The sequence below is a fragment of the Lacticaseibacillus brantae DSM 23927 genome (assembly GCF_001436115.1).
In the GTDB taxonomy this organism is placed as follows: Bacteria; Bacillota; Bacilli; order Lactobacillales; family Lactobacillaceae; genus Lacticaseibacillus; species Lacticaseibacillus brantae.
Genome location: NZ_AYZQ01000002.1, coordinates 333,197 through 353,303, shown reverse-complemented (window position 1 = coordinate 353,303; position 20,107 = coordinate 333,197). Strand labels below are relative to the sequence as shown.

At 47.0% G+C, this 20,107-nt stretch carries 22 protein-coding genes and 1 pseudogene; 7 read left to right on the top strand and 16 right to left on the bottom strand.

Annotated elements, in window-relative coordinates; translation table 11 throughout:
- The first annotated feature begins 130 nt into the window (after nucleotides 1–130).
- Nucleotides 131–1,783, top strand: coding sequence for an APC family permease (locus FC34_RS05905; RefSeq protein ID WP_057894471.1), 1,653 nt, complete (start codon nucleotides 131–133; stop codon nucleotides 1,781–1,783).
- 120 nt (nucleotides 1,784–1,903) lie between these two features.
- On the opposite strand, the gene FC34_RS05900 is transcribed toward FC34_RS05905, so the two are convergent.
- On the bottom strand, nucleotides 1,904–2,704 hold the full coding sequence (locus FC34_RS05900; RefSeq protein WP_057894470.1) for an alpha/beta hydrolase: 801 nt from the start codon (nucleotides 2,702–2,704) through the stop codon (nucleotides 1,904–1,906).
- A 198-nt stretch (nucleotides 2,705–2,902) separates the two neighbouring features.
- On the opposite strand from FC34_RS05900, the gene FC34_RS05895 reads away from it, so the two are divergent.
- Together FC34_RS05895 and hflX are read left to right on the top strand one after the other, a co-directional pair.
- Complete coding sequence (locus FC34_RS05895; protein WP_057894469.1) at nucleotides 2,903–3,787, top strand: diacylglycerol/lipid kinase family protein; 885 nt, start codon at nucleotides 2,903–2,905, stop codon at nucleotides 3,785–3,787.
- Nucleotides 3,788–4,018: 231 nt separating this feature from the next.
- Nucleotides 4,019–5,290 (top strand): GTPase HflX, encoded by a 1,272-nt coding sequence (gene hflX / locus FC34_RS05890; RefSeq protein ID WP_057894468.1) that lies wholly within the window; start codon nucleotides 4,019–4,021, stop codon nucleotides 5,288–5,290.
- A 193-nt stretch (nucleotides 5,291–5,483) separates the two neighbouring features.
- On the opposite strand, the gene FC34_RS05885 is transcribed toward hflX, so the two are convergent.
- The 7 genes from FC34_RS05885 to FC34_RS05855 all read right to left on the bottom strand — a co-directional run bounded on the left by FC34_RS05885 (nucleotide 5,484) and on the right by FC34_RS05855 (nucleotide 10,236).
- Nucleotides 5,484–6,152: an amino acid ABC transporter permease gene (locus FC34_RS05885; protein ID WP_057894467.1), complete on the bottom strand. Its 669-nt coding sequence runs from the start codon at nucleotides 6,150–6,152 to the stop codon at nucleotides 5,484–5,486.
- Nucleotides 6,153–6,168: 16 nt separating this feature from the next.
- Nucleotides 6,169–6,813, bottom strand: coding sequence for an amino acid ABC transporter permease (locus FC34_RS05880; RefSeq protein ID WP_057894466.1), 645 nt, complete (start codon nucleotides 6,811–6,813; stop codon nucleotides 6,169–6,171).
- On the bottom strand, nucleotides 6,813–7,634 hold the full coding sequence (locus FC34_RS05875; protein ID WP_057894465.1) for a transporter substrate-binding domain-containing protein: 822 nt from the start codon (nucleotides 7,632–7,634) through the stop codon (nucleotides 6,813–6,815). The genes FC34_RS05880 and FC34_RS05875 overlap by 1 nt, the downstream gene beginning before the upstream one ends.
- Nucleotides 7,635–7,647: 13 nt before the next feature.
- Nucleotides 7,648–8,379 (bottom strand): amino acid ABC transporter ATP-binding protein, encoded by a 732-nt coding sequence (locus FC34_RS05870; RefSeq protein WP_057894541.1) that lies wholly within the window; start codon nucleotides 8,377–8,379, stop codon nucleotides 7,648–7,650.
- Nucleotides 8,380–8,459: 80 nt separating this feature from the next.
- Nucleotides 8,460–9,272 carry a DUF6681 family protein gene (locus tag FC34_RS05865; RefSeq protein ID WP_057894464.1) on the bottom strand — a complete coding sequence of 271 codons (813 nt, stop codon included), beginning with the start codon at nucleotides 9,270–9,272 and terminating at the stop codon, nucleotides 8,460–8,462.
- Between the two features lie 3 nt (nucleotides 9,273–9,275).
- Nucleotides 9,276–9,668, bottom strand: a complete 393-nt coding sequence (locus tag FC34_RS05860) for a hypothetical protein (protein WP_057894463.1) — start codon at nucleotides 9,666–9,668, stop codon at nucleotides 9,276–9,278.
- A 127-nt stretch (nucleotides 9,669–9,795) separates the two neighbouring features.
- Nucleotides 9,796–10,236: a Fur family transcriptional regulator gene (locus tag FC34_RS05855; RefSeq protein ID WP_057894462.1), complete on the bottom strand. Its 441-nt coding sequence runs from the start codon at nucleotides 10,234–10,236 to the stop codon at nucleotides 9,796–9,798.
- 125 nt (nucleotides 10,237–10,361) lie between these two features.
- Here FC34_RS05855 and FC34_RS09675 point away from each other — a divergent pair, with 125 nt between their 5' ends.
- Both FC34_RS09675 and FC34_RS05850 read left to right on the top strand, forming a co-directional pair.
- Complete coding sequence (locus FC34_RS09675; protein ID WP_157052249.1) at nucleotides 10,362–10,475, top strand: putative metal homeostasis protein; 114 nt, start codon at nucleotides 10,362–10,364, stop codon at nucleotides 10,473–10,475.
- Nucleotides 10,476–10,535: 60 nt separating this feature from the next.
- Nucleotides 10,536–11,084 carry an NADPH-dependent FMN reductase gene (locus FC34_RS05850; protein WP_057894461.1) on the top strand — a complete coding sequence of 183 codons (549 nt, stop codon included), beginning with the start codon at nucleotides 10,536–10,538 and terminating at the stop codon, nucleotides 11,082–11,084.
- Between the two features lie 47 nt (nucleotides 11,085–11,131).
- Here the strand turns inward: FC34_RS05850 and FC34_RS05845 are convergent, their stop codons facing one another.
- The 6 genes and pseudogenes from FC34_RS05845 to tyrS form a co-directional block, all read right to left on the bottom strand.
- Nucleotides 11,132–11,617 carry a GNAT family N-acetyltransferase gene (locus FC34_RS05845; RefSeq protein WP_057894460.1) on the bottom strand — a complete coding sequence of 162 codons (486 nt, stop codon included), beginning with the start codon at nucleotides 11,615–11,617 and terminating at the stop codon, nucleotides 11,132–11,134.
- A gap of 102 nt (nucleotides 11,618–11,719) precedes the next feature.
- Nucleotides 11,720–12,082, bottom strand: a pseudogene (locus FC34_RS09670) (CHAP domain-containing protein); the annotation flags it as partial.
- A 658-nt stretch (nucleotides 12,083–12,740) separates the two neighbouring features.
- The gene (locus tag FC34_RS09895; protein WP_057894458.1) at nucleotides 12,741–13,427 is read right to left on the bottom strand and encodes a C40 family peptidase; all 687 of its coding nucleotides are present in this window, start codon (nucleotides 13,425–13,427) and stop codon (nucleotides 12,741–12,743) included.
- A 195-nt stretch (nucleotides 13,428–13,622) separates the two neighbouring features.
- A complete protein-coding gene (locus FC34_RS05830) occupies nucleotides 13,623–14,237 on the bottom strand; it encodes an AAA family ATPase (RefSeq protein ID WP_057894457.1) in 615 nt (204 codons plus the stop codon).
- A 17-nt stretch (nucleotides 14,238–14,254) separates the two neighbouring features.
- The gene (locus FC34_RS05825) at nucleotides 14,255–14,611 is read right to left on the bottom strand and encodes a hypothetical protein (protein ID WP_057894456.1); all 357 of its coding nucleotides are present in this window, start codon (nucleotides 14,609–14,611) and stop codon (nucleotides 14,255–14,257) included.
- 249 nt (nucleotides 14,612–14,860) lie between these two features.
- Nucleotides 14,861–16,123, bottom strand: coding sequence for a tyrosine--tRNA ligase (gene tyrS / locus FC34_RS05820; protein ID WP_057894455.1), 1,263 nt, complete (start codon nucleotides 16,121–16,123; stop codon nucleotides 14,861–14,863).
- 329 nt (nucleotides 16,124–16,452) lie between these two features.
- Between tyrS and FC34_RS05815 the strand changes: the two genes are divergently transcribed.
- Nucleotides 16,453–16,680, top strand: a complete 228-nt coding sequence (locus FC34_RS05815; protein ID WP_057894454.1) for a hypothetical protein — start codon at nucleotides 16,453–16,455, stop codon at nucleotides 16,678–16,680.
- Here the strand turns inward: FC34_RS05815 and FC34_RS05810 are convergent.
- Nucleotides 16,677–17,564, bottom strand: a complete 888-nt coding sequence (locus tag FC34_RS05810; protein WP_235803406.1) for a sulfite exporter TauE/SafE family protein — start codon at nucleotides 17,562–17,564, stop codon at nucleotides 16,677–16,679. The genes FC34_RS05815 and FC34_RS05810 overlap by 4 nt on opposite strands.
- Before the next feature lie 98 nt (nucleotides 17,565–17,662).
- Between FC34_RS05810 and FC34_RS05805 the strand changes: the two genes are divergently transcribed.
- Nucleotides 17,663–18,055 carry a DUF1398 family protein gene (locus tag FC34_RS05805; protein WP_057894453.1) on the top strand — a complete coding sequence of 131 codons (393 nt, stop codon included), beginning with the start codon at nucleotides 17,663–17,665 and terminating at the stop codon, nucleotides 18,053–18,055.
- A gap of 233 nt (nucleotides 18,056–18,288) precedes the next feature.
- On the opposite strand, the gene FC34_RS05800 is transcribed toward FC34_RS05805, so the two are convergent.
- The gene (locus FC34_RS05800) at nucleotides 18,289–19,962 is read right to left on the bottom strand and encodes an oleate hydratase (RefSeq protein WP_057894452.1); all 1,674 of its coding nucleotides are present in this window, start codon (nucleotides 19,960–19,962) and stop codon (nucleotides 18,289–18,291) included.
- Nucleotides 19,963–20,107 lie beyond the last annotated feature (145 nt).

The window sequence follows — 20,107 nt, the reverse complement described above, 5'->3', positions numbered from 1 at the left end:
GCTATAATTGCACAAGTGCAAAATATTAGCAGTCATGCTTCTGGAGGAGACAGGGTGTTTTTTCACAACAAATCATCACCGCTGACAAGTCGCTTGGGCGTATTACTTTAGACTTGTTGGAGGCATACATATGCAAAATGAAAATAAAATGAGCCACTACATCCCCTGGGTGGTTGTGGCATTGATGGACTTCGTGACCGTCATCGGCTTTGACGATATTATTTATAACTTCCAAAACCAAGGCCTGGTTGCCGTTACCAGCTGGGTTTTGATGACCTTTCTCTACGTGATTCCCTACAACTTAATTGTGGCCCACATGGGCTCCACATTCTCTGAACACGGTGGGGGGATTACCAGTTGGATTCGAGAGACCAACGGTGATACCGTGGGTTACTATGCGGCTTGGTTCTATTGGATCACTGGCCTGCCTTACGTGGTCGATGTGGCTAACTCAGTGGTCATTTCCCTGGGCTGGTTAATTGCTGGGAATGGGAACATTCAAGATAACCTGGGTAACGCTTGGTTTGGGATCTTGACGGCTGTCATTTTCGTTGTCTTTATCTGGATTCAGCACTTCTTCAAGAACCGCAGTCTGGAAATCATGTCCACCATTGGTGGGGGCGCGATGTTCATCATGACGATTCTGTTTGTCATCATGACATTCTACGGCCTGACCCAAGGCAGCGGCATTGCGACTAAGCCATTTGACTTAGCAGCTTTCATGCCAAAACACATTGACTGGGGCTTTCTTTCTACCTTTGGCTTGTTTATCTTTGCGATGAATGGCTCTGAACTCGCTGCACCATACACGAAAGATATGAAACATCCGAGCCGCGATTTCCCTAAGGCCTTAAAGATGATTGCCATCATGACGATGTTCTTGACCTTGTTTGGCACGTTCAGTTTAGGGGTTTACTTCAACGCTCACCACTTACCCAACGACTTGAAGATGAACGGTTCTTATTACGCATTCCAGGCCATCGGTCGCCAATTCGGAATGGGCAACACCCTCATGTATATTTTTGCCGTTGTGCAAGGGATTTACATGCTCGCTCAATTAGCGGTGATTTTGGATGCGTCCACCCGGATTTTCCTTGGGGATGTGGCTAGCCGCTTCATGCCAAAACAACTCACGAAGAAGAACTCAGACGGTCTGCCCATCAATGGCTACTGGATGACCACCATTTTGTGTGCTGCCATCATGGCCTTGGCCGCCTTATTACCTCAGGTCAACGACATCTTTAACTGGTTATTGAACTTAAACGGGATTGTCTCACCATTTTCAACCTGTTTCTTGTTCTGGGCTTACATGATGGTCCGGTTACACCAAGACCGTTATCCTACACCTGCCTACACGTATATTAAGAACCATACCGTCGGCTTCATTGTCGGCCTATGGATGCTCGTGGCAACCTTCCTCTTCGCTTGCTTGGGCTTCTTCCCAACCGATGCAGAAGCCGGCTCAGACACCTTTACATTGATGTTTGCGATGAACATCATCGTTCCAATCGTAATGGTCTTGCTCGGGGTTTCCATGCCATGGATTGCCAAGCGCCAACAAAATCATGCCGGACGCGCGTTCTCCCAGAGCACCTGGTTGGGCTTCACAGTTTTGATGATTGTCGCTCTGGTGGCGGCCGCCAGTTATGGGATGATGAACAATCTGTTCAAAAACCTTAGCTTCGGTTTAGCCTTGACGATCACGATTGTGGTTGATTTAGTGCTTGTGTACGTCAGCTTGCGGGCCACCAAGAATGGCCGAACAGCAACAGAAACAGACTAGAAGTCGCGCAACAGCGCTTTTCTCTACTTAACCCACGCCTGTTGCGCACAAAAGAAGCTGTGACCCCCGATACTGGGTTGGTCACAGCTTCTTTTTATTAGCAGATTAAAATTTCAGCGACTAAGCTAGGAATTCATCAAAGAACGCTAACGTTGGTTCCTGGGCCCGATCCATGTAAGCTTCGCCATGGCCATGGCCACTGACAAACTTCACCGTGCTTTGGATCGCATTTTCTGTCAGCGCATGTTGCAGGCGTTCAACCCCATCAGTGGGCGTAATTTCATCCAATGAATTAGCCAAGAACATCGGCCCAGTCGTCTTACTGATTCGATGGATTGGTGATGCCTCCTTGAGTAAGGCCATATCCGAACCAACATAGTTCAAGACAAACCACTTGTAATAAGGATCATTGGCCCCTACTTGGTTGATCTGGCCCACAGGTGTTCCCGGCACGGGTGCTGTTTTGTTGGAAGCAATCACATCAGGATGACTTTCAATCCAAGCATCCAAATCCACAATCCCGGACCAAGACGCAATCGGAATGCCACGCCGAATACCGAGTTCAATAGCTAAGCTACCACCAGAAGACATCCCGACGGCGCCAATCTTGTTGCGGTCAAATTGATAAGGTGAAGCCTTAATCCAGTCATAGACGCTCACCACATCTTCGGCGGCAGCTGGATACAAGTTATCCGGCGCTAAGCGATAGTTTGGTACAAAGACAATGTAGCCAGCATCGACAAACTTAGTCGCCCAATCTGTTTCTTCTTCCTTGTAACCTAACCACCAGCCACCGCCATGAATATCAATAATGGCCCGTCGCCCATCTAAGTTGGTTTGTTCCTCATCTTGGTACACATCAAGCTTTAAGCCATATTGTGCACTATATTCCACGTCTTTATCAATTTTCACTTTTACCATTGGTTAAGCGCCTCTTTCAACAAAATGTAAGTGCGACCAGGCCCGTCGACCCGGTTTATCCGGTTGCAGTGCAAGCTTGCAAAAAATAAAATACACCAGCACCTTTGAAAAAGCCATTCTAAAGCCTTGCACCATTTATACCCAGGATTGTGCGTCCATTCTCTGGTTCTGCTACACTGGCAGTAAGAGGTGATACTTATGCGTTCGGCAATTATTTACAATCCCCATTCTGGCCATAATCAAGGGGAAGCCGCAGCCCGTCAGTTACAAACAGCTTTACGTAATCGCGGGGATGACGTCACGTTGCTACCAACCAAAGCGCCGGGAAGTGCCACAACCTTGGCAAAAGAGGCTGACGCTGATCTGGTCGTGGCGATTGGTGGCGATGGCACAGTCCGCGAGGTTATCAGTGGGCTGAGTCCACGCAAACAGCCACCACTGTTAGGCATCATGCCTAAAGGCACAGTGAACAATCTCGCCAAAACCTTACACATTCCACTTACCAACCGCGGCGCCATCAACAATATTCTTGAAGGCACACCGCAATTCGTCGACATTGGCCAAATCAATAATACCTATATGGTTAGCACGCTGACGTTAGGTGTCCTTGCCAATGCCGCCCTGGCGGTCACCCAGCGTGAGAAACAACGGTTTGGACCCTTGGCGTTCTTATTCAAAGGCCTACGAGTCCTTGGGCGCCATCAACACTGGCATCTCACCTTGGAAAGCCCGCACCATCATTGGGATCAGGACACTCAGTTTGTGCTGATTGCGATGACGAATTCAGTTGGTGGCTTCACCAACTTTAATCCTGATGCCGCCCCCGATGACGGGATGTTTCATGTCTTCGTTGCCCCAAAACTGACTTGGCGCAAGACGTTTTTAGTTTTGCCCTACTTCATCACGGGAAATTTTGCCAAGTTTCCAGGGATGACCTATTTCCGCACCGACGAACTCCGAATTACCACCCGCAAACATTTGCGGAGTCGCATTGATGGCGACCCCAGTGTCAGCCTGCCAATTAATGGCCAAGTGGTCAAAAATCATATCCAAGTCATCACCCCAACATCAACGATTTGGTGATTTGCGGTCGCCATGTTAAACTATAAGCAACAAATCTAAGGAGGGTGTCGTCATGTTGACACATTGGTTCGATGTATAACCAATTGAATAGTTTCCCGTTACAGGGCAGATGACGGCATTCCGACACGTTGAACAAGCGGTCGACATTTATCAGTTGACGAAACGCGCCTCGGCATTTTTGTCGAGGTGTTTTTGTGCCCTCAATCTGCTCACCGCTCTAGGAGGCAATCTATGCAAGAAACAAACGAAAAAGTGATTATTACTGGTATCTCAAATCAACAAACAGACTTCGACTACTCGATGACTGAACTCAGCGAACTCGCCGCGGCCAATAGCTATGACGTCGTTGGTGAAGTCCGCCAAAACGCCGATCGGCCAACTGGGGCCACTTATTTTGGTAAAGGTAAGGTTGAAGAAGTCGGCGAAACGGCCCGCATGCTTGAAGCGACTACGGTGCTAGTAAATGATGAATTAACCCCATCTCAGCTTCGCAACTTGGAAAAGCAGTTAGGCTTACATGTAGTTGATCGCACCCAACTCATTTTGGACATTTTCGGGAACCGGGCGCGGTCTAAAGCCGCCAAAACTCAAGTCGAAATTGCCCAACTTAAATATGCCCTGCCCCGGCTGCATCCCAGTGCTAACCGCCTGGACCAACAAGGTGGCGGTGGCGGCTTAGCCAACCGTGGGGCTGGTGAAACTCAGCTCGAATTAGACCGGCGAATCCTGACCAAACGAATTGCCCACTTACGCCAAGATCTCAAAGATGCCGATGTGGGTGAAGAAGTCCGACGGGCAAAGCGCCAATCTAATGAGTTACCGGTCGTTGCGCTTGTTGGTTATACCAATGCCGGTAAGTCCACCACGATGAATGGGTTATTAGACCTGTTCGCCGATCGGCCAGAAGACAAACAAGTCTTTGAAAAAGACATGCTGTTTGCTACCCTGGACACCAGCGTTCGCGCGCTAACTTTACCTGACCACCGGCAGTTCTTGCTCAGCGATACTGTTGGGTTTGTGTCCAAGTTACCGCATAACTTGATTGATTCCTTTAAAGCCACCTTGGCTGAAGCGGCCAACGCTGACCTTTTAATTCAAGTTGTTGATTACGCGGACCCGAACTATCAAGAAATGATGCGCATCACTGAAGGCGTGCTCAAAGAAATCGGGATTGAAAACATTCCAATGATTGAGGCCTATAACAAGGCTGATTTACGTGACGATGGTGTGAGCTTCCCCGAAGTTGACGGGAATCAAATTGTCTATTCTGCCCGCGATCCAAAGTCACTGAAAGCTTTGACTGATTTAATTACTACCAATATTTTCGCCAACCATCAAACCAACACCTACCTGATTCCATTCTCGGACGGTAATATCGTCAGCTTCATCAACGAAAATACTGCCGTTAAGTCAACCGACTATACCGAAGATGGCACAAAGATCGTCGCTTCGGTGAATGCAATCCAGGCAGGTAAACTCGCCAAGTATCAGATTGACGACTAGTTCGCCATAACAAGCCTACTGAACAATCAAAAACGGTACTGCATTCCGGTTTTATCCCCGAGTGCAGGACCGTTTTTTTGCCCACAGCGTTCCACCGGCCGCCAAGCCGAAGCACAGATCAAACACATCCCCAAACAAAAAAGCGGTACCGACAAAATTCTGTTTTGTCAGTACCGCTTTATTTAATTGCTGTTTAGTTAATCTTAGAGCGACTGAGCCGCTTCTCCAGCCAACGTGAGGCTTGGGATAAGACGAAATTGACCACAAAGTAAATCGCGGCTAAGGCGACAAACATTGGAATCACGTAATTAACGTTTTGCCCGTAAATAATTTGGGCATGTTCCGTCAAATCCGGCAGTAAGATGATGGTTGCCAATGACGTATCCTTCACCAGTGAGATGAATTGACTGACAATGGGTGGAATCATCTTCCGAAAAGCTTGGGGCATCACGATATACCGCATGGCTTGCAGATAAGTGAGCCCGTTACTGCGGGCCGCCTCCATCTGACCAGTTGCGACCGCGCTAATCCCACTACGAACAATTTCCGCCAGCATGGCTGATTCAAAGATTGTCATCGCAACAATTGACGCCGGCACGACTGACAACCGAATCCCAATACTTGGCAATGAGAAATAAGTAAAGAACAGAATCAGCAGTAATGGCAAATTCCGAATGATATCAATAATGAACCCGACAATTGCTGAGAAATATTTCACCTGAACGTAGCGGCCGAGGCCTAAGAGTGTCCCGATGATGAAACTAAAAATGATCGAAACGACTGAGACTTCAATCGTTACCCACAACCCGTCCAGCAGAAAACGCAGGTTGACCCATGAATAGGCATTTAAGAATTCTTGCATCGTGGTTCACTCCTTTCTACGCGGTTACCCATTTTTTCTCAAGATAACGCATTAAGTAGGATAATGGCATGGTGATGATTAAGTAGAACACCCCGACTGCCAAATACGTATCGAACGTGTTAAACGTTGTCGATGCGATAATTTTCCCTTGGTACATCAAATCAAACCCAGCCACGAAGGCAAGCACTGAGGAGTTCTTCACCAAGTTGATGAATTGATTCCCCAATGGTGGGATGACCATCTTAACGGCTTGCGGCAAGATGATGTGGATCATAGCTTGGCTATATGTCAGGCCAACACTCCGCGCCCCTTCCATCTGGCCAGTCGAGACGGCTTCAATTCCCGCCCGAATGGTTTCAGCAATGAAAGCACTGGTGTAAATCATTAACCCTATTGTCCCGGCTGTAAACCCGTCGATTTTGACGAAGAAGGTTGGCACAATCACATAGAACCCCATGGTGATCACCAATAGCGGAATGTTCCGGATGATTTCAACATAAGTTCGGCCAATGCCACGAACCCATTTGTAAGTTGAGATTTCCATTAACGCAAAGACGGTCCCAATCACTAAACTGCCAATCAGGGCAATGACACTTGACCCTAGGGTATAACCTAGGCCAGATAACAACTCGCCCCAATGCTCAGTAATAATGGTAATCATTAGCTGACCTCCTTTGCATCAAACCCAGGAATATCGCCAAACCACTTGTCGACTAATTTCTTGTAGTCACCGTTCGCCCGCAATTCGGCTAAGGCTTTGTTCAGAGCTTTGACGAAATTCGTTTGACCTTTGTTCACGGCAATCCCGTAAGGTTCTTGGGTGAATGAGCCACCAACCACAACATAATTCGGATCTTGTTGCGACATCCCGTACAAAATCCCGTTATCAGTTGTCAACGCATCCCCTTGCCCTGACTTCAAGGCCGTGAAAGCTTGGGCGTAATCAGATAACTGTAAAACAGTCGCGTCAGGGGCGACCTTCTTGATATTGTCCACTGAGTTGGAGCCTTGGACCCCAATGACTTTGGTGCCTTGCTTCAAGTCTTTGACAGACTTGATGGCACTGCCCTTCTTAACTAGCAACGATTGGCCAGCATTGAAATATGAATTGGTGAAATCAAGGACCTTTTTCCGGTCGGGCGTAATCGTCATGGTCGCAATGACCGCGTCGATATTCCCGGCTTTAAGTAATGGGACCCGGGTATCACTCGTGACTTGGACCATTGTCGCTGTCGCATCTTTGCCCAGGATTTGTTTCGTTAAAGCGTCGGCTAAATCAATTTCAAACCCTTTGATTTTGCCCGTTTTGATATCCATGAGTCCAAACAGACGAGTATCAGCCTTGACACCCCACACAATTGTCTTGTCCGCCTTCGCGTTTTGGAGTGCATCTTGCTTGGCCACATTCGCCCCACAGCTACTCAATATCACCGCTAGACCCAGCAGCAATATCGGCAATAATAAACGTAATCGCCGTTTCATCACTGTGCCTCCTTTAGTGATTAATAATCTTGCTGAGGAATTCCTTCGCCCGTGGTTCTTGTGGGTTATCAAAGAAGGCATTCACATCATGGGCGTCCTCGAGAATCTGACCGTCTGCCATAAACACAATCCGATTCCCAACTTTGCGCGCAAAGCCCATTTCGTGGGTCACCACGACCATGGTCATGCCTTGCTTGGCAATCTGTTGCATAACGTCCAACACATCACCAATCATTTCAGGATCCAACGCACTAGTTGGTTCATCAAACAGAATGGCCCGTGGCTGCATCGCTAAACTCCGTGCAATTGCGACCCGTTGTTTCTGACCACCAGACAACTGAGCTGGGTAATTATGGGCCTTATCAGCCAACCCAACCATGTCGAGTAAATCCATTGCTTCCTTCTCCACTTCGGTCTTATTGCGCTTTAAAACGAGCTCAGGACCGATGGTAATGTTATCAAGGACATCTTTATTCGCATAAAGATTGAAATGCTGGAACACCATGCCGACATTCTTGCGAATCCGATTCATATTGGTCTTCTTGTCAGCTAAGTCAAAGTTATTCACGATTAACTTGCCATCACTAATCCGTTCCAAGCCGTTAATCGTCCGAAGCAAGGTACTCTTACCAGACCCAGAAGGCCCGATTATTGTCACGACTTCTCCGCGATCGATGGTTAAATTAATATCCTTTAACGCGTGGAACTTGCCGTAATATTTCTCGACGTCATGAAATTCGATCATTGACACCGTAATCCCCTCCTTGGTTGTGTGCGCTTAATTATTAATTTTACAGGTGTGACGACCCCTGTGCAACTGAGCCATCATGTTGGCTTATCCTGATAGGCGACTTGTACATTAATGGTATAGGGTTGCTGAGTCACCATCAGCCCACTGCGGCCCAGCTTTTTACTCTCGCCACCTGTGATCATCACTTGCGCCAAAGCCAAGTCATAATCTTTAGTGGCCTGCGCCACGGGCATGAGCCCAACGTCTGTAATCGTTCCAATGGGCTGCGTACTCAGCGCGTTCAAGCCGCCCATAATTACGAATTGGTCCGCGTCCTTTTGCAAGGTGAAAAATGGGACCGCAACTGGGGCGCCCATGGCAAGCACTGGTTGTTGAGTGGCCTCAGCCACATGCGTCAACGCCTGGTCGTCTAACCCCTGATAATTTAAAGCAACTGCGCCTTGGGTCACCAGGTCGGCCATCAACTGATCAAGGTTGGCCTGTTGATCGGTTGAAATCGTGACATTGGCCGGCAAGATCTGGTCATCAGCGAACAGGCCATTATTTTGCGGCTGCGACTGCGCCAACATGGCTTGCTCAGCGGCCTTCTTCTGCTGCTGGTTGCCGCCAAGGGCCTTCTCAATCTTTGGTGAGATATCAAATGGCACTGTTTTCTGGGTGAAAAAGTAAAAGAAATTCAGAATGATGAAATACAACAAGACCACAAACGCCAACAGAAACATCGCGCCCCGCAATCGAAAATCGGGATAGCGTAAGTTTTGAATGGCAATATAGAGCAGATAGAAATTACCTAAGAACGCCACCACGGTGAAAACCTGGCCTTTGGGGCGATCTTGAATATTAAAATACCCTAGCATTCGATTTAAAATATCTAGAAAACTAAGCATTGGCTATTCCCCCGAACTGGAATCCACAGCACTGGATTCACTACTTGAACTACTACTTTCAGGTTCTGAGCTACTCGATTTAGATTCAGCGGTGCTGCTACTGCTGCTGGCCGGTTTGGTACTGCTGGAACTCTCCGGTGTGCTTGTGCTTTCCTCTGAGGTCGAACTTGATGAAACACTTGAACTTGAAGGCTGTTCACTTGAACTGCTACTTGGTTGGGATTCATTTTTACTATTGGATTGTTTATTAATAGAAGAAACCAGTGAACTTTGATCCTCGGAGGACTTAGGTTGGTTGACTGGATTCAAGGTGTTAATGACGTTATAGGCACTAATAAAGATAATCAATGAAACAATTGCTGCTGGTGGCAACAATGGTGGTGTCCGATAAGCCATGTTGGCCCTCCTTTCGTAACACATATGAATATTGTACCGCAGTTAGGGCTGTGGCGTCGTGCTAAGCCACGCAAAAACAGCCGGACTGATTCTGCCTAGAATCAGTCACGACTGTTTTTGTACGAGTTTATTTAGTTTGCGTTAACTTTTCGGTGCATTCCGCGCATAACCCGTAGAGTTCAAATCGATGGCCGGTGATGGTAGCACCAGGCAACTGTTCCTCGAAGAAATCTAGCGGACACATCTCGAGCTCTTGAACGCGATGGCAGTTTGAACAAATAAAGTGATGATGATGGGGATGTTGAAAATCACATTGGAATTTGACCGTTGTTTGGTCATTTTCTTGATGGGCTTCTACAATACCCAGTTCTTCAAATGATTTGATGTTGCGGTAGATGGTATCATGTGACAAACCCGGATAGAGATCACGCATATAGCGATCAATCTGTGTAATTGGCACATATTCATCTTGGTACTGACTCAAGTAGTGCACCAAATCTGAGCGCTGCTTAGTCAAGCGCATGCCCTGCTGTTTCAACTTATCTAATGCAATTGCTGTGTCAGTCATTTAAGCCTCCTGAGCGCTTGACGCTTACTCAAAGTAAGTATATAATAAAACGTATTGATTACGATTAATACTTGTAGTCTAGCATATCTAAAATCTAAAAACAATTTACCTAAGGAGATCTGATTATGGCTGAAAAGACTGATTACGCAAGTGCATTACGCCGGTTAAAGAGCAAGAATGGTCGGACCCGTTCTCGGGCATTACGCATCATTAAAGCGAATAAAAAGGTAACTAAGTAGTGTTACAATCAAGATATCGACTTGGTCGGTATCTTTTTTATTTTATAAGGGAGTGAAGTCATGTACAAGCTTGTCGGCATTGTGGGGAATAACTGGTCAGGCTCGCGCAATCGCTTGTTGCTGCAATATATGCAAACGCGATATGCCAATCAATTTGAATTAAATCTTTTAGAAACAGGCACCTTGCCAATGTATTCGCAAGATGACGAAAATAATCCAACGCCAGCAGTAGTCGCCTTTCGCGCAGCCATTGCCGAGGCCGATGGCGTCATTATTGCCACTGCGGAGCATAATCACAGTGTGCCCACAGCATTGAAGAATGCCCTCGACTGGTGCTCACGCGTTGAACACCCAATGGTCGGCAAACCGGTGATGATTGTTGGCGCATCATTAGGCCCGATGGGAACTGTCCGGGCGCAAGGCCATCTGCGCCAGATTCTGGATTCACCTGGGATTGGCGCACATATCCTGCCCGGCAATGAATTCCTCATTACCGATAGCTCCCATCAATTTGATGAGACCGGCCAACTGAATCAACCAGCAACAATTGCATTTCTCGATCAAAGTGTCACTGCCTTTGCCGATTTTCTCGGCCATGAAATACCCTAGAGATAACAAAGCCTCATCAGCCAAGCCGGCCGATGAGGCTTTTTGCGTTATAAGGGTTTCTGATAACTGATGACGCTCACTTGCGATGAACCTGCTTGCGCGACAGCAGCCCCAGTCGCTGTGAAACCCTGTTGTGTCCAAAAATGTTGAGCGCGGGGATTATTACGGAGGACTGCCAGGCCAATTTGCTGATAACCGCTGGCTTTGAGTCGCGTTTCAAGTTCTACCAAAATCCGGCCACCGATCCCCCGCCCTTTATCAGCAACCAATAAGAGCCCGATGTAGGCCGTCTCTGCGCCGGGGTAACCGGTTACCACATCTAACACTGCCAGTGGCCGGCCTTGCTGGGCAATCACCCCGAAATGCTTCTGCGAAATTTGGACACCCGCAGGCAAAGCCACTAAGTCATCTTCAATGGTCTTGACGCTCACTGCGGTTTCTAGCAAATCATAATAAGCTCGATTGGCCTCATAAATAGGTAAAGCTAAGCTCAAATTTCTGACAGTTAAGGGAATGAATTCAATGTCATCCATAGTTTCCTCCACAAAAAAAGACTGCAACGAAACGATAAGGTTAGGTTACAGTCCATGATTATTGATGCGTCTTAACGCAATTGATCAGTCGAATTGAGTTGATTAACGGTGGATGTAAGTAAATGCCTTAGCATTACCGATAGTCTGGGTGTTTGGACCCGTTGGGTTACTGAAGCCCATGCCACCTTGGGTAATGGTAATGGTGTTGTTCCAAGCGTTGTATGACTTGACATAAGCCACGTGACCGTATGTGTAATCGGCACGCCAGTTACCAACTAATTGACCAGCTGCGAAACTAACAACGGCGCCAGCTGCTGGTGTGTTGTTAACAGTGTAACCTTCGCGCTTAGCTGAAGCACCCCATTGGTTACCATTACCCCAATATGAGCCAACCCATGGTGCAACCATTTTGACATAGTAAGTGCATTGGCCCCAAGGATAAGCGTTAGCTTGGTTTGAGTGATCAGGTGCACTAGGTGCTTGAGACACTTGGCCATCAACGGTGTACTTGCCGTCGATCCATTGATCGCCGCCCAAGTTGTACCATGTGTTACCGTTAACTGTCTTAACATCGAATACTTTCCAGGCAGTCCCGTGACCTAATGTCCGGCCTAAGAAGGTGTGGTCTGCTTGTGGTGAGTTCCACAAGGCAATCCCATAACCAGGCACATAGTTAACTGTCACCACTTCACCTGCTTGTGCAGCTGAAACTGATTGACTCTGTGTGCTGAAACCTAAACCTGCTAAACCAAGTAATGCTGCGGCCAAAATGGCACTTAAATGTTTTTTTGATTGCTTCAAGATCCGAATCCTCCGAATGTTTTTTGATTAGTGGTGAGGTAACTTAACTCACGAGAATCATCATACCGCTTACTTGTTACGAAAACGTTACAAACAGAGCATAGAATGATTACGATTTCAACGCAGTCATATTGCAACGTTAAAGCCGTTAACAATTAAATTGCCCGCAATGATAACGGCTATTGCCGCGATCAAGGCAACCATAGGTCATTATTATCGAAAAATAAGGTCTAATGATGCCAGGCAACTTGTAACAATTGCCAACCAATGACACAGAAAAAGGCCTCCGAATTTTCGGAGGCCTTCATTAATTGACGTTAAATTACAGAACGCGAACACCAAATGATGGTGTGAAACTGGAGAGGCTTTGAATCTTAACACCTTGACCAGGAGCTGGAGCGTGTAAGTATTGGCCATTACCAATGTACAAGCCAACGTGGTAGGTTGCACCACGGCTACCCCAGAATACTAAGTCACCAGGCTTCAAGCTGTTAATTGACACTTGCTTGCCGGCACTTTCTTGAGGCACGGTGTAACCACCAATATTCTTACCAGTCGCATTCTTAAAGACGTAGTACATCAAACCTGAGCAATCAAAAGCGCTAGGACCCTTGCCGCCCCAAACATAAGGCTTGCCCAATTGTTGCTTAGCTAACTTGATGACAGAGTCAACAGCTGAAGGGGCTTGGGAAACTTGACCATCAACGGTATAAGTAGCGTCGATCCATTGGTTCCCGCCCAAGTTGTACCATGTCTTACCATTGACAACTTGCTTGCCAAAGACCTTCCAAGCAGTACCATGATTGAGCTTACGGCCCAAGTAATTATGGTTAGCTTGTGGAGAATCCCAAATCGCAATCCCATAACCTGGGGTGTAGTTGACAGTGATTACGCCACCAACTTCGGCAGCAGAAACGGTGTTATTGCTTTGTGAACCCAATGCAATCCCGGTTAACCCAATGAAACCAACTGTAGCAGCTGCAACAAAATGCTTTTTCAGATTCTTCAAAATATGTCTCCTCCAACGTCTTACTTCAAATTTTTTTAAGGTTTATTTATCGATTTCTTAACTTACGAGAATCATCATACCCAACGACTGTTACAGCCATGTTACACAACGACCATATAAACATTACGAATGATGACAAAAAAAGACACAAACGCACATTTTATCACTGTGTGTTCGTGTCTTCTGGTTCTGGGCCTAGTGTTCAGGCATCGTTTCGTTTGCAACATTAGAATCAAGTCCAGCTGCCTTCAGCGCCAAATGCTTCATAAAAGCATCAATTTGGACTTGAGCTGCCGGCCAGGAATCGTTATTAATGACTGTGGCGAATGGTTTGAGTTCATCTGGCAAGCTAAGATCGCGTGTATACTCGGGGCTTTGGAGCCGGGCTTCAACCATTTTTGGCTCGTCCCCTCGCCCTAAAAGCCGCTGGCGGAGCACGTTGGGATCGTCAATAGTCAGATACAAGACCACGATGTCGCTAGGAATATTACGGGCGTATGTAATCGCACCAGCTGTATCCAGCACGATACTCACAAATGGGGCCTTAGCCCACGCTTTATTGAGTGATTCATGAGAACTGCCATACTGATAGCCAGCGTAAGTGACAGCTTCAATGTAGTGTTTGGTGGCAAATGATTCTGGCGTCTCAAAATAATAGTCCACGCCGTTCTCTTCACCAACGCGCATTGGGCGAGTCGTGTGTGTCATCACCCGCTTAATGTGATAGTTCTCCGTTAAATACCGGCTGACCGTGGTCTTCCCAGTGCCCGTTGCGCCAGTAATAATGATTAATTTATGCGCTGTTTCCATGCTGTTCCGCCTTCAATTTAATCGTGTTCTGCGTCCAACGTTGGTAACACTTCCAGATGCAATTGATATGATTCTTTGCTGTTCATGACCGCTAAAACAAAATGTTCATCATCAAACCAACTCACTGATAACAAATCGTCAGTGGCATTGTCCAAGTCATTCAAATCGTCGACCGTGCTGACTTTGACGGCCTGCACTTGGGTCAACAAGTCTTTGATTTCAGGTAACGTACTCGTGCCTAATTCAGCTTCTAACATGGCAATCGCTTCACTCAATGCTGCTTCGTAGGTGTCTAGCACCTGACCATCCAGGCCCGCATAGAAAACTGATAATGACTTTTGATGATATGACGCGCCGATGACGGTGTACCGCATAACTTGTCCCTCCCGTGTCAGGAGCTTAACGAAAAGTTAACTGCATCCCTGACTTTTCTTCATAATTGGTCGTTACTATGAGTATAGCATCTCAAATCAATAGCGCGATATGTGAACTTGAAGGTTCTGATATTCGCCGTGACAGATGCCACAACAATTGAATATAAACTTACTTAACTTCTTGCTTCACAGCATACTAAAAAAGGCAGTCCATGTACAATATGGACTGCCTTTTTTGCTTGGTAAAAACTACCCTTGAACGCGCGCTAAGAAATACTTTTTCTTCCCGCGGCGGACGATGACGAACTTGCCGTCAAAATGGGCACTTGGGTCAATTTCAAAATCCAAATCAGTTTGTTTGGTCCCATTAATGGTGATGGCACCATTTTGAATGTCTTCACGAGCTTGCCGGCGAGAAGATTCAATCTTGGCAGTGTCGACCAACCAGGTGACAATGTTTTCTGGGGTGTTTGGCACCTCCACACTTGGGAATTGCTTGAAGCCTTGTTCAATGGCGTCAGCTGACAAATCGGCCACATCGCCAGAGAACAGGGCCGCTGAAATGGCTTCGGCTTGGTCAACGGCAGCTTGGCTGTGAACAAAACGAGTCACTTCTTGGGCCAAGCGGCGTTGGGCTTCCCGCTTTTCAGGATGGGTCTTAGTGGATTCCACGAGCTCAGCGATTTCTTCTTGAGACAAGAAGGTAAAGAACTTCAAGAACTTCTCCACATCGGCGTCATCTTGATTAAACCAGAATTGATAGAACTCATATGGTGAGGTCTTTTCTGGGTCCAACCAGATGGCGCCCCCAGCGGACTTCCCGAACTTGGTACCGTCAGACTTCAGCATCAATGGATTGGTCAGGCCATAGGCTTTGGCTTCTTGGCCCTTAAGGCGATGAATCAAGTCAATCCCAGCGGTGATATTCCCCCACTGATCAGCCCCGCCCAATTGGACTTGCACGTCTTCTTGGGTGAACAAGGTCAAGAAATCCACTGCCTGCAGAATTTGGTAGGTAAATTCGGTGTACGAAATACCAGCCTCTAAACGACTGGCCACCACGTCTTTTGCCAACATCGTATTTACACTGAATAACTTCCCATAATCACGTAAGAAATCAAGCAAGGAAATCTTACTCAACCAATCATAGTTGTTCACAATCCGGAAATCTTTGGTTCCAAACAAATGCACCATCTGGTCGGTCAGCTTCTTCTGATTGGCTTGGACCTGATCCATACTTTGCAGCACCCGTTCTGAATTACGCCCAGAAGGATCACCAATGGAGCCAGTCCCACCGCCAATCACGATGACAGGATGGTGGCCCATCAGTTGGAATCGTTTGAGCATCATGAACGGAATCAAATGTCCAACGTGCAAACTGTCCCCGGTGGGATCGGTACCGACGTATATGCCGACGGACTTTTCGCTCACGAGTGCGCGTAAGCCTTCTTCATCGGTTAATTGGTTCAATGCCCCGCGCCAAGCGAGTTCGTCAATAATATTATCTGCCATGTTATCCTCCTATTTTTGACCAAAAAAATACCCCAATCACAAATAAATGTGATTAGGGACGAAATCTTCCGCGGTACCACCCATATTATGGCCGTGCAGCCATCTGCTCTTCGTGGATAAAGGCACGACCCAGCCAGGGTGTAATTCGTCGTATGGCCAAGCTTGGTTTGCAGCAACCACCAAGTTTCTTCATCTTGTCCATACCACTACTGCGATTCTCTGGTCTTATTGTGCATTCAGTGTAGCATATCTGCATATTGACCTCAACGGCTAATCAGTTGCATTGTGCACAATTTTTCGCTACAGTACCCAAAAAGGAGGTCGAAATCATGCAAACAGAAACTTGGTACCAATTACCTAGCGGTGACTATCGTTATGTCGTGACGACCACACCCGAAACAGTGACCTTCCTGACGACGACTAATTTCCAAAATAACGATCACATCCACACACAAACGGCTCCCCAGGAAGCCTTTGCCAAGGCGCAACCCGTCACTTTCGATCAGGTAAAACGCCAACTCATTGAATCTTGTGTCTTCATCCCTAATCAAGACTAAGCCGATGGATTGGCTTTTTTTGTTGTGGCTGGCTTGATTAGCAAGTACGCCGCATACAGTAATACCACTAGAATAATCCAATTAATGACGGTCAGTTGAAGTTGGCCAACGATGAAAATAGCGACCAGTACCCCCACTACACCAAAAATTGACGTCCAAGCCACGACGCTGCGGTTGTATTGCCCAGCTTTGATGAATACCATACTGCCAACGGGAATAGAGAATACAGCCGCCCCCATCATAATGGGAAACGCCAATAACGGGCTTAATCCCATTAATGAAACGGTGATTAACGTTGGCGCAAACGAACCAATCCCAACATTATTCAATGCACCGTAGATAAACAGCAGCGTCGCTAGCAAGCCGGTTTTGGCTGGAGACAAGCTGGTGGCGGTGCCGGTGGTATGGAGCCAATGTACTTGCCCGCTAAACAACAAAAGCGCCGAAATCAACAAGCCAATACCCACGACCCGCCGAATTAACGCATCCGGCAAGCGCATCACCAGCCGTGGTCCCACAAACGCCCCCAGCACTTGAGCGGCAATACACAAGGTCAGCAGCCACCAACTCATTTGAATGCGGCTAATATACGCGACAGCCATGACCACCAAGGGAATGACACACTGCGCGTTCACCGTCCCCGGCAGATTGCGGATATCAACCCACTTGAGCCGGGTGTAGATAGCCGTACTAATCGCAAAATCTGACGCCCCAAAGGTCGACAAGAAAAAGATCAGCATGGCAGTCAACGGCAAGAGCCGGCGATTCGCTGGTTCTGCTTGCATCTCGGGTCGATGGCGCATTAAATCCTTACCCAATACCCACAGATAACTGATTGTCATCAGGCCTATCAACCCGAACAAAATGCCAACCACAGTCTTCACCAGCCTTTTTCATAATTTATCCAGTGTACATCCAAGAAGCATCAACAACAATATCAACCATCGCATCAGCAGTTATAGCAATCAAAAGGAGTCAAACCATGACGTTAAATTATCAAGCCATTCAAGCAGCGGTGAACCAAGAGGGTAATGCCAGTGGATTTGCCCGCTTAATGCAGGCGTTCAAAGCCCTCGGCGTCACCCACTATGATTACTTAGTCGCTGAAGGCGTTTATCGCTATTATGACGTTAACTCGTCAATTGACTTGCCGATGAACGGTGTGCCAAAACCAGTTACGGCGGTCAGTGATGCGGCAAAAATTAAAGCTGCCGTCCGTGGCGCCCAAGCCGGGCAATTTGACTTTGAACGTTTCTGTGAACTAGCCGGCGAAGCGGGGGTGCCAATGTGGGAAACCAACTTAGTTAACAAGACCGTCACCTATTTTGATGGGTTGCATCAACCTTTATTGGTCGAGCCCATCCCTGGGCTGTAACCAGCCCCCAAAAAGCCCCACCGCAAACTGAAGTGAGTTTGTGGTGGGGCTTTTGCGTTATGTTCCCAATTTAAATTAGCCTTGGAATTCGTTTAGACAGTGCCGGCATTTATTCGTTTAAGGTGTCAGCATACTTCTTCACAGCCATGGCAATCCCGCCGCTAACTGTGCCTAATAGCAAGGTCCACTTGAGTACTTTTTTAAATACTTTCATCGCATAGTCCTCCTTAGACTTAACGGAACATCGTCTTTGCGGCTTTGAGCATCACTTTTGGATCTTTGTCATAGTGATGCATTGGGGTCATTTCAGTCAGTGGGATGCCTAAGAACGTGTAGACAGCCCGTTGTGCCGCCCGAATTGAGTACTGTTCCGTAAAGACCATGTCGTAAGGTTGTTCCGCAAATTGGCTAATGAAAGCCAAGTTGTGGCTGTGTTCAGGGACAACTTGTGGCCGATCTCCCAATGCCCGTTGATTAAACAGTGCCGAAGCATAGGGCATGAACGCTGGGATAACATTAACCACACTCTGCATAATTTCTTCATGATGATTAGCCAGATTGTCGTTGCTCTTATCAGCCTTAGCCAAGTGACCGAGTAACTCTTCGAGCATTTCTTCCCCTGTCATTTCCATCACGGGCTTTTGTACGAAGTCACCGTTGCGGCGTGGGTACAGGAAGTACCCCCAGAAGACAGTTTCGTTTGGTTTTTGTGCCTTAAAATGCGGTTGATGATGAACCACAATGGATAACAGGGCTGAGCTATCAATGAATGTATTCAATGCATTGCCTGGTTGTTGTTGGGTAATGCGCGTAATTTGATCCAACAAATAATGATTATCTGTCGTCACTGTGAAACTCATCCATTCGCTTTGCGTCCGATCACCAAAGAACTTATCTGGATGGCCCAAGCTATAGAAGTGTTCGGCCGCTTGCTTCCAGAGCAAGGCACTCGGTGCATATTCCATGTTTTCTTTGACTGGCGTGGTGAAGTCCCCTAGTGAAGAGGAGTCAGTGATAGCCCCGTTCGTATCGAAGACCAGATCATCTTCCTTGACCGGGATTTCGCCGACTTCACCAGTTTCAACATTCTCAAATTGCAGGCCTGTCACAATGATGTCGTCTTGGAGCGGTGTATCTTTGAAATTAAACGCGGTGATTTTCCTGTCATTAATAAATTCTGCTCCGCGGTCTTCCAAATACTTTCGCATTGGCAGAATCAAGCTTTCATATTGATTGTATGGTGTCCGGGTTACGCCTTCAAGCGTGTTAATCCGGGTGAATTCTAGAATCATACGAATCATATAACGCCGCAATTCCATCGCACTGCTTGTCGTCTTAAAAGCAAAAGTGGTTTCCCACATATACCAGAAATTGGTCTCGAAAATGTGAGGACTGTTCTTAAACCACTCAGTGATACTAATGTCGTTGAGCGTCTGTTCGTCCTTCTCTGGCAGCATAATCAGTTTGGTCAGCAAGGCTCGATCCTTATTATTAAATTGCATGTGGTTGTAATTGTTCTTATTTGGTCCAATTCGCAGGCCATCACGGTCAATCAAGCGTGCAACATCATGAGTTGGGTGTGCGTGATCAAAGTTCAAAATATCGTCGGTGACACTTTGGCCAGGATGGTCAAGCGATGGGACCGAGGCCATCAAATCCCAAAGATTTTCATACGTCTCTTCGTTCAGCATCCGGCCACCTTTGGCTAAGAAACCTTTGCTGTTCTTCAGGGCATTGTTGCCATATTCGGCTTGATAGTCGGCAGCCAAAGCACCGTCGTTAGCGCCGTGTTTCTCCAGACCCATTAGCGTGATTTGATTACCTTGCCAGCCACCATCGCGAATCAGATAAATCGCGGCAGCTAAATTACCGATACCTGTACCAATCATATAAGCATGTTGCGTCATGTAATCGCCCTCCTATATTCGCACAATTCGATATTACAAATTAAGCCTACCGCCTTGCCATTACATTTGCAAGCGCTTTAAGAAAATTCATAAACTCTTACCATTTCCGCAACAACTCATTTTCAGACAATTATTTTTACATAGA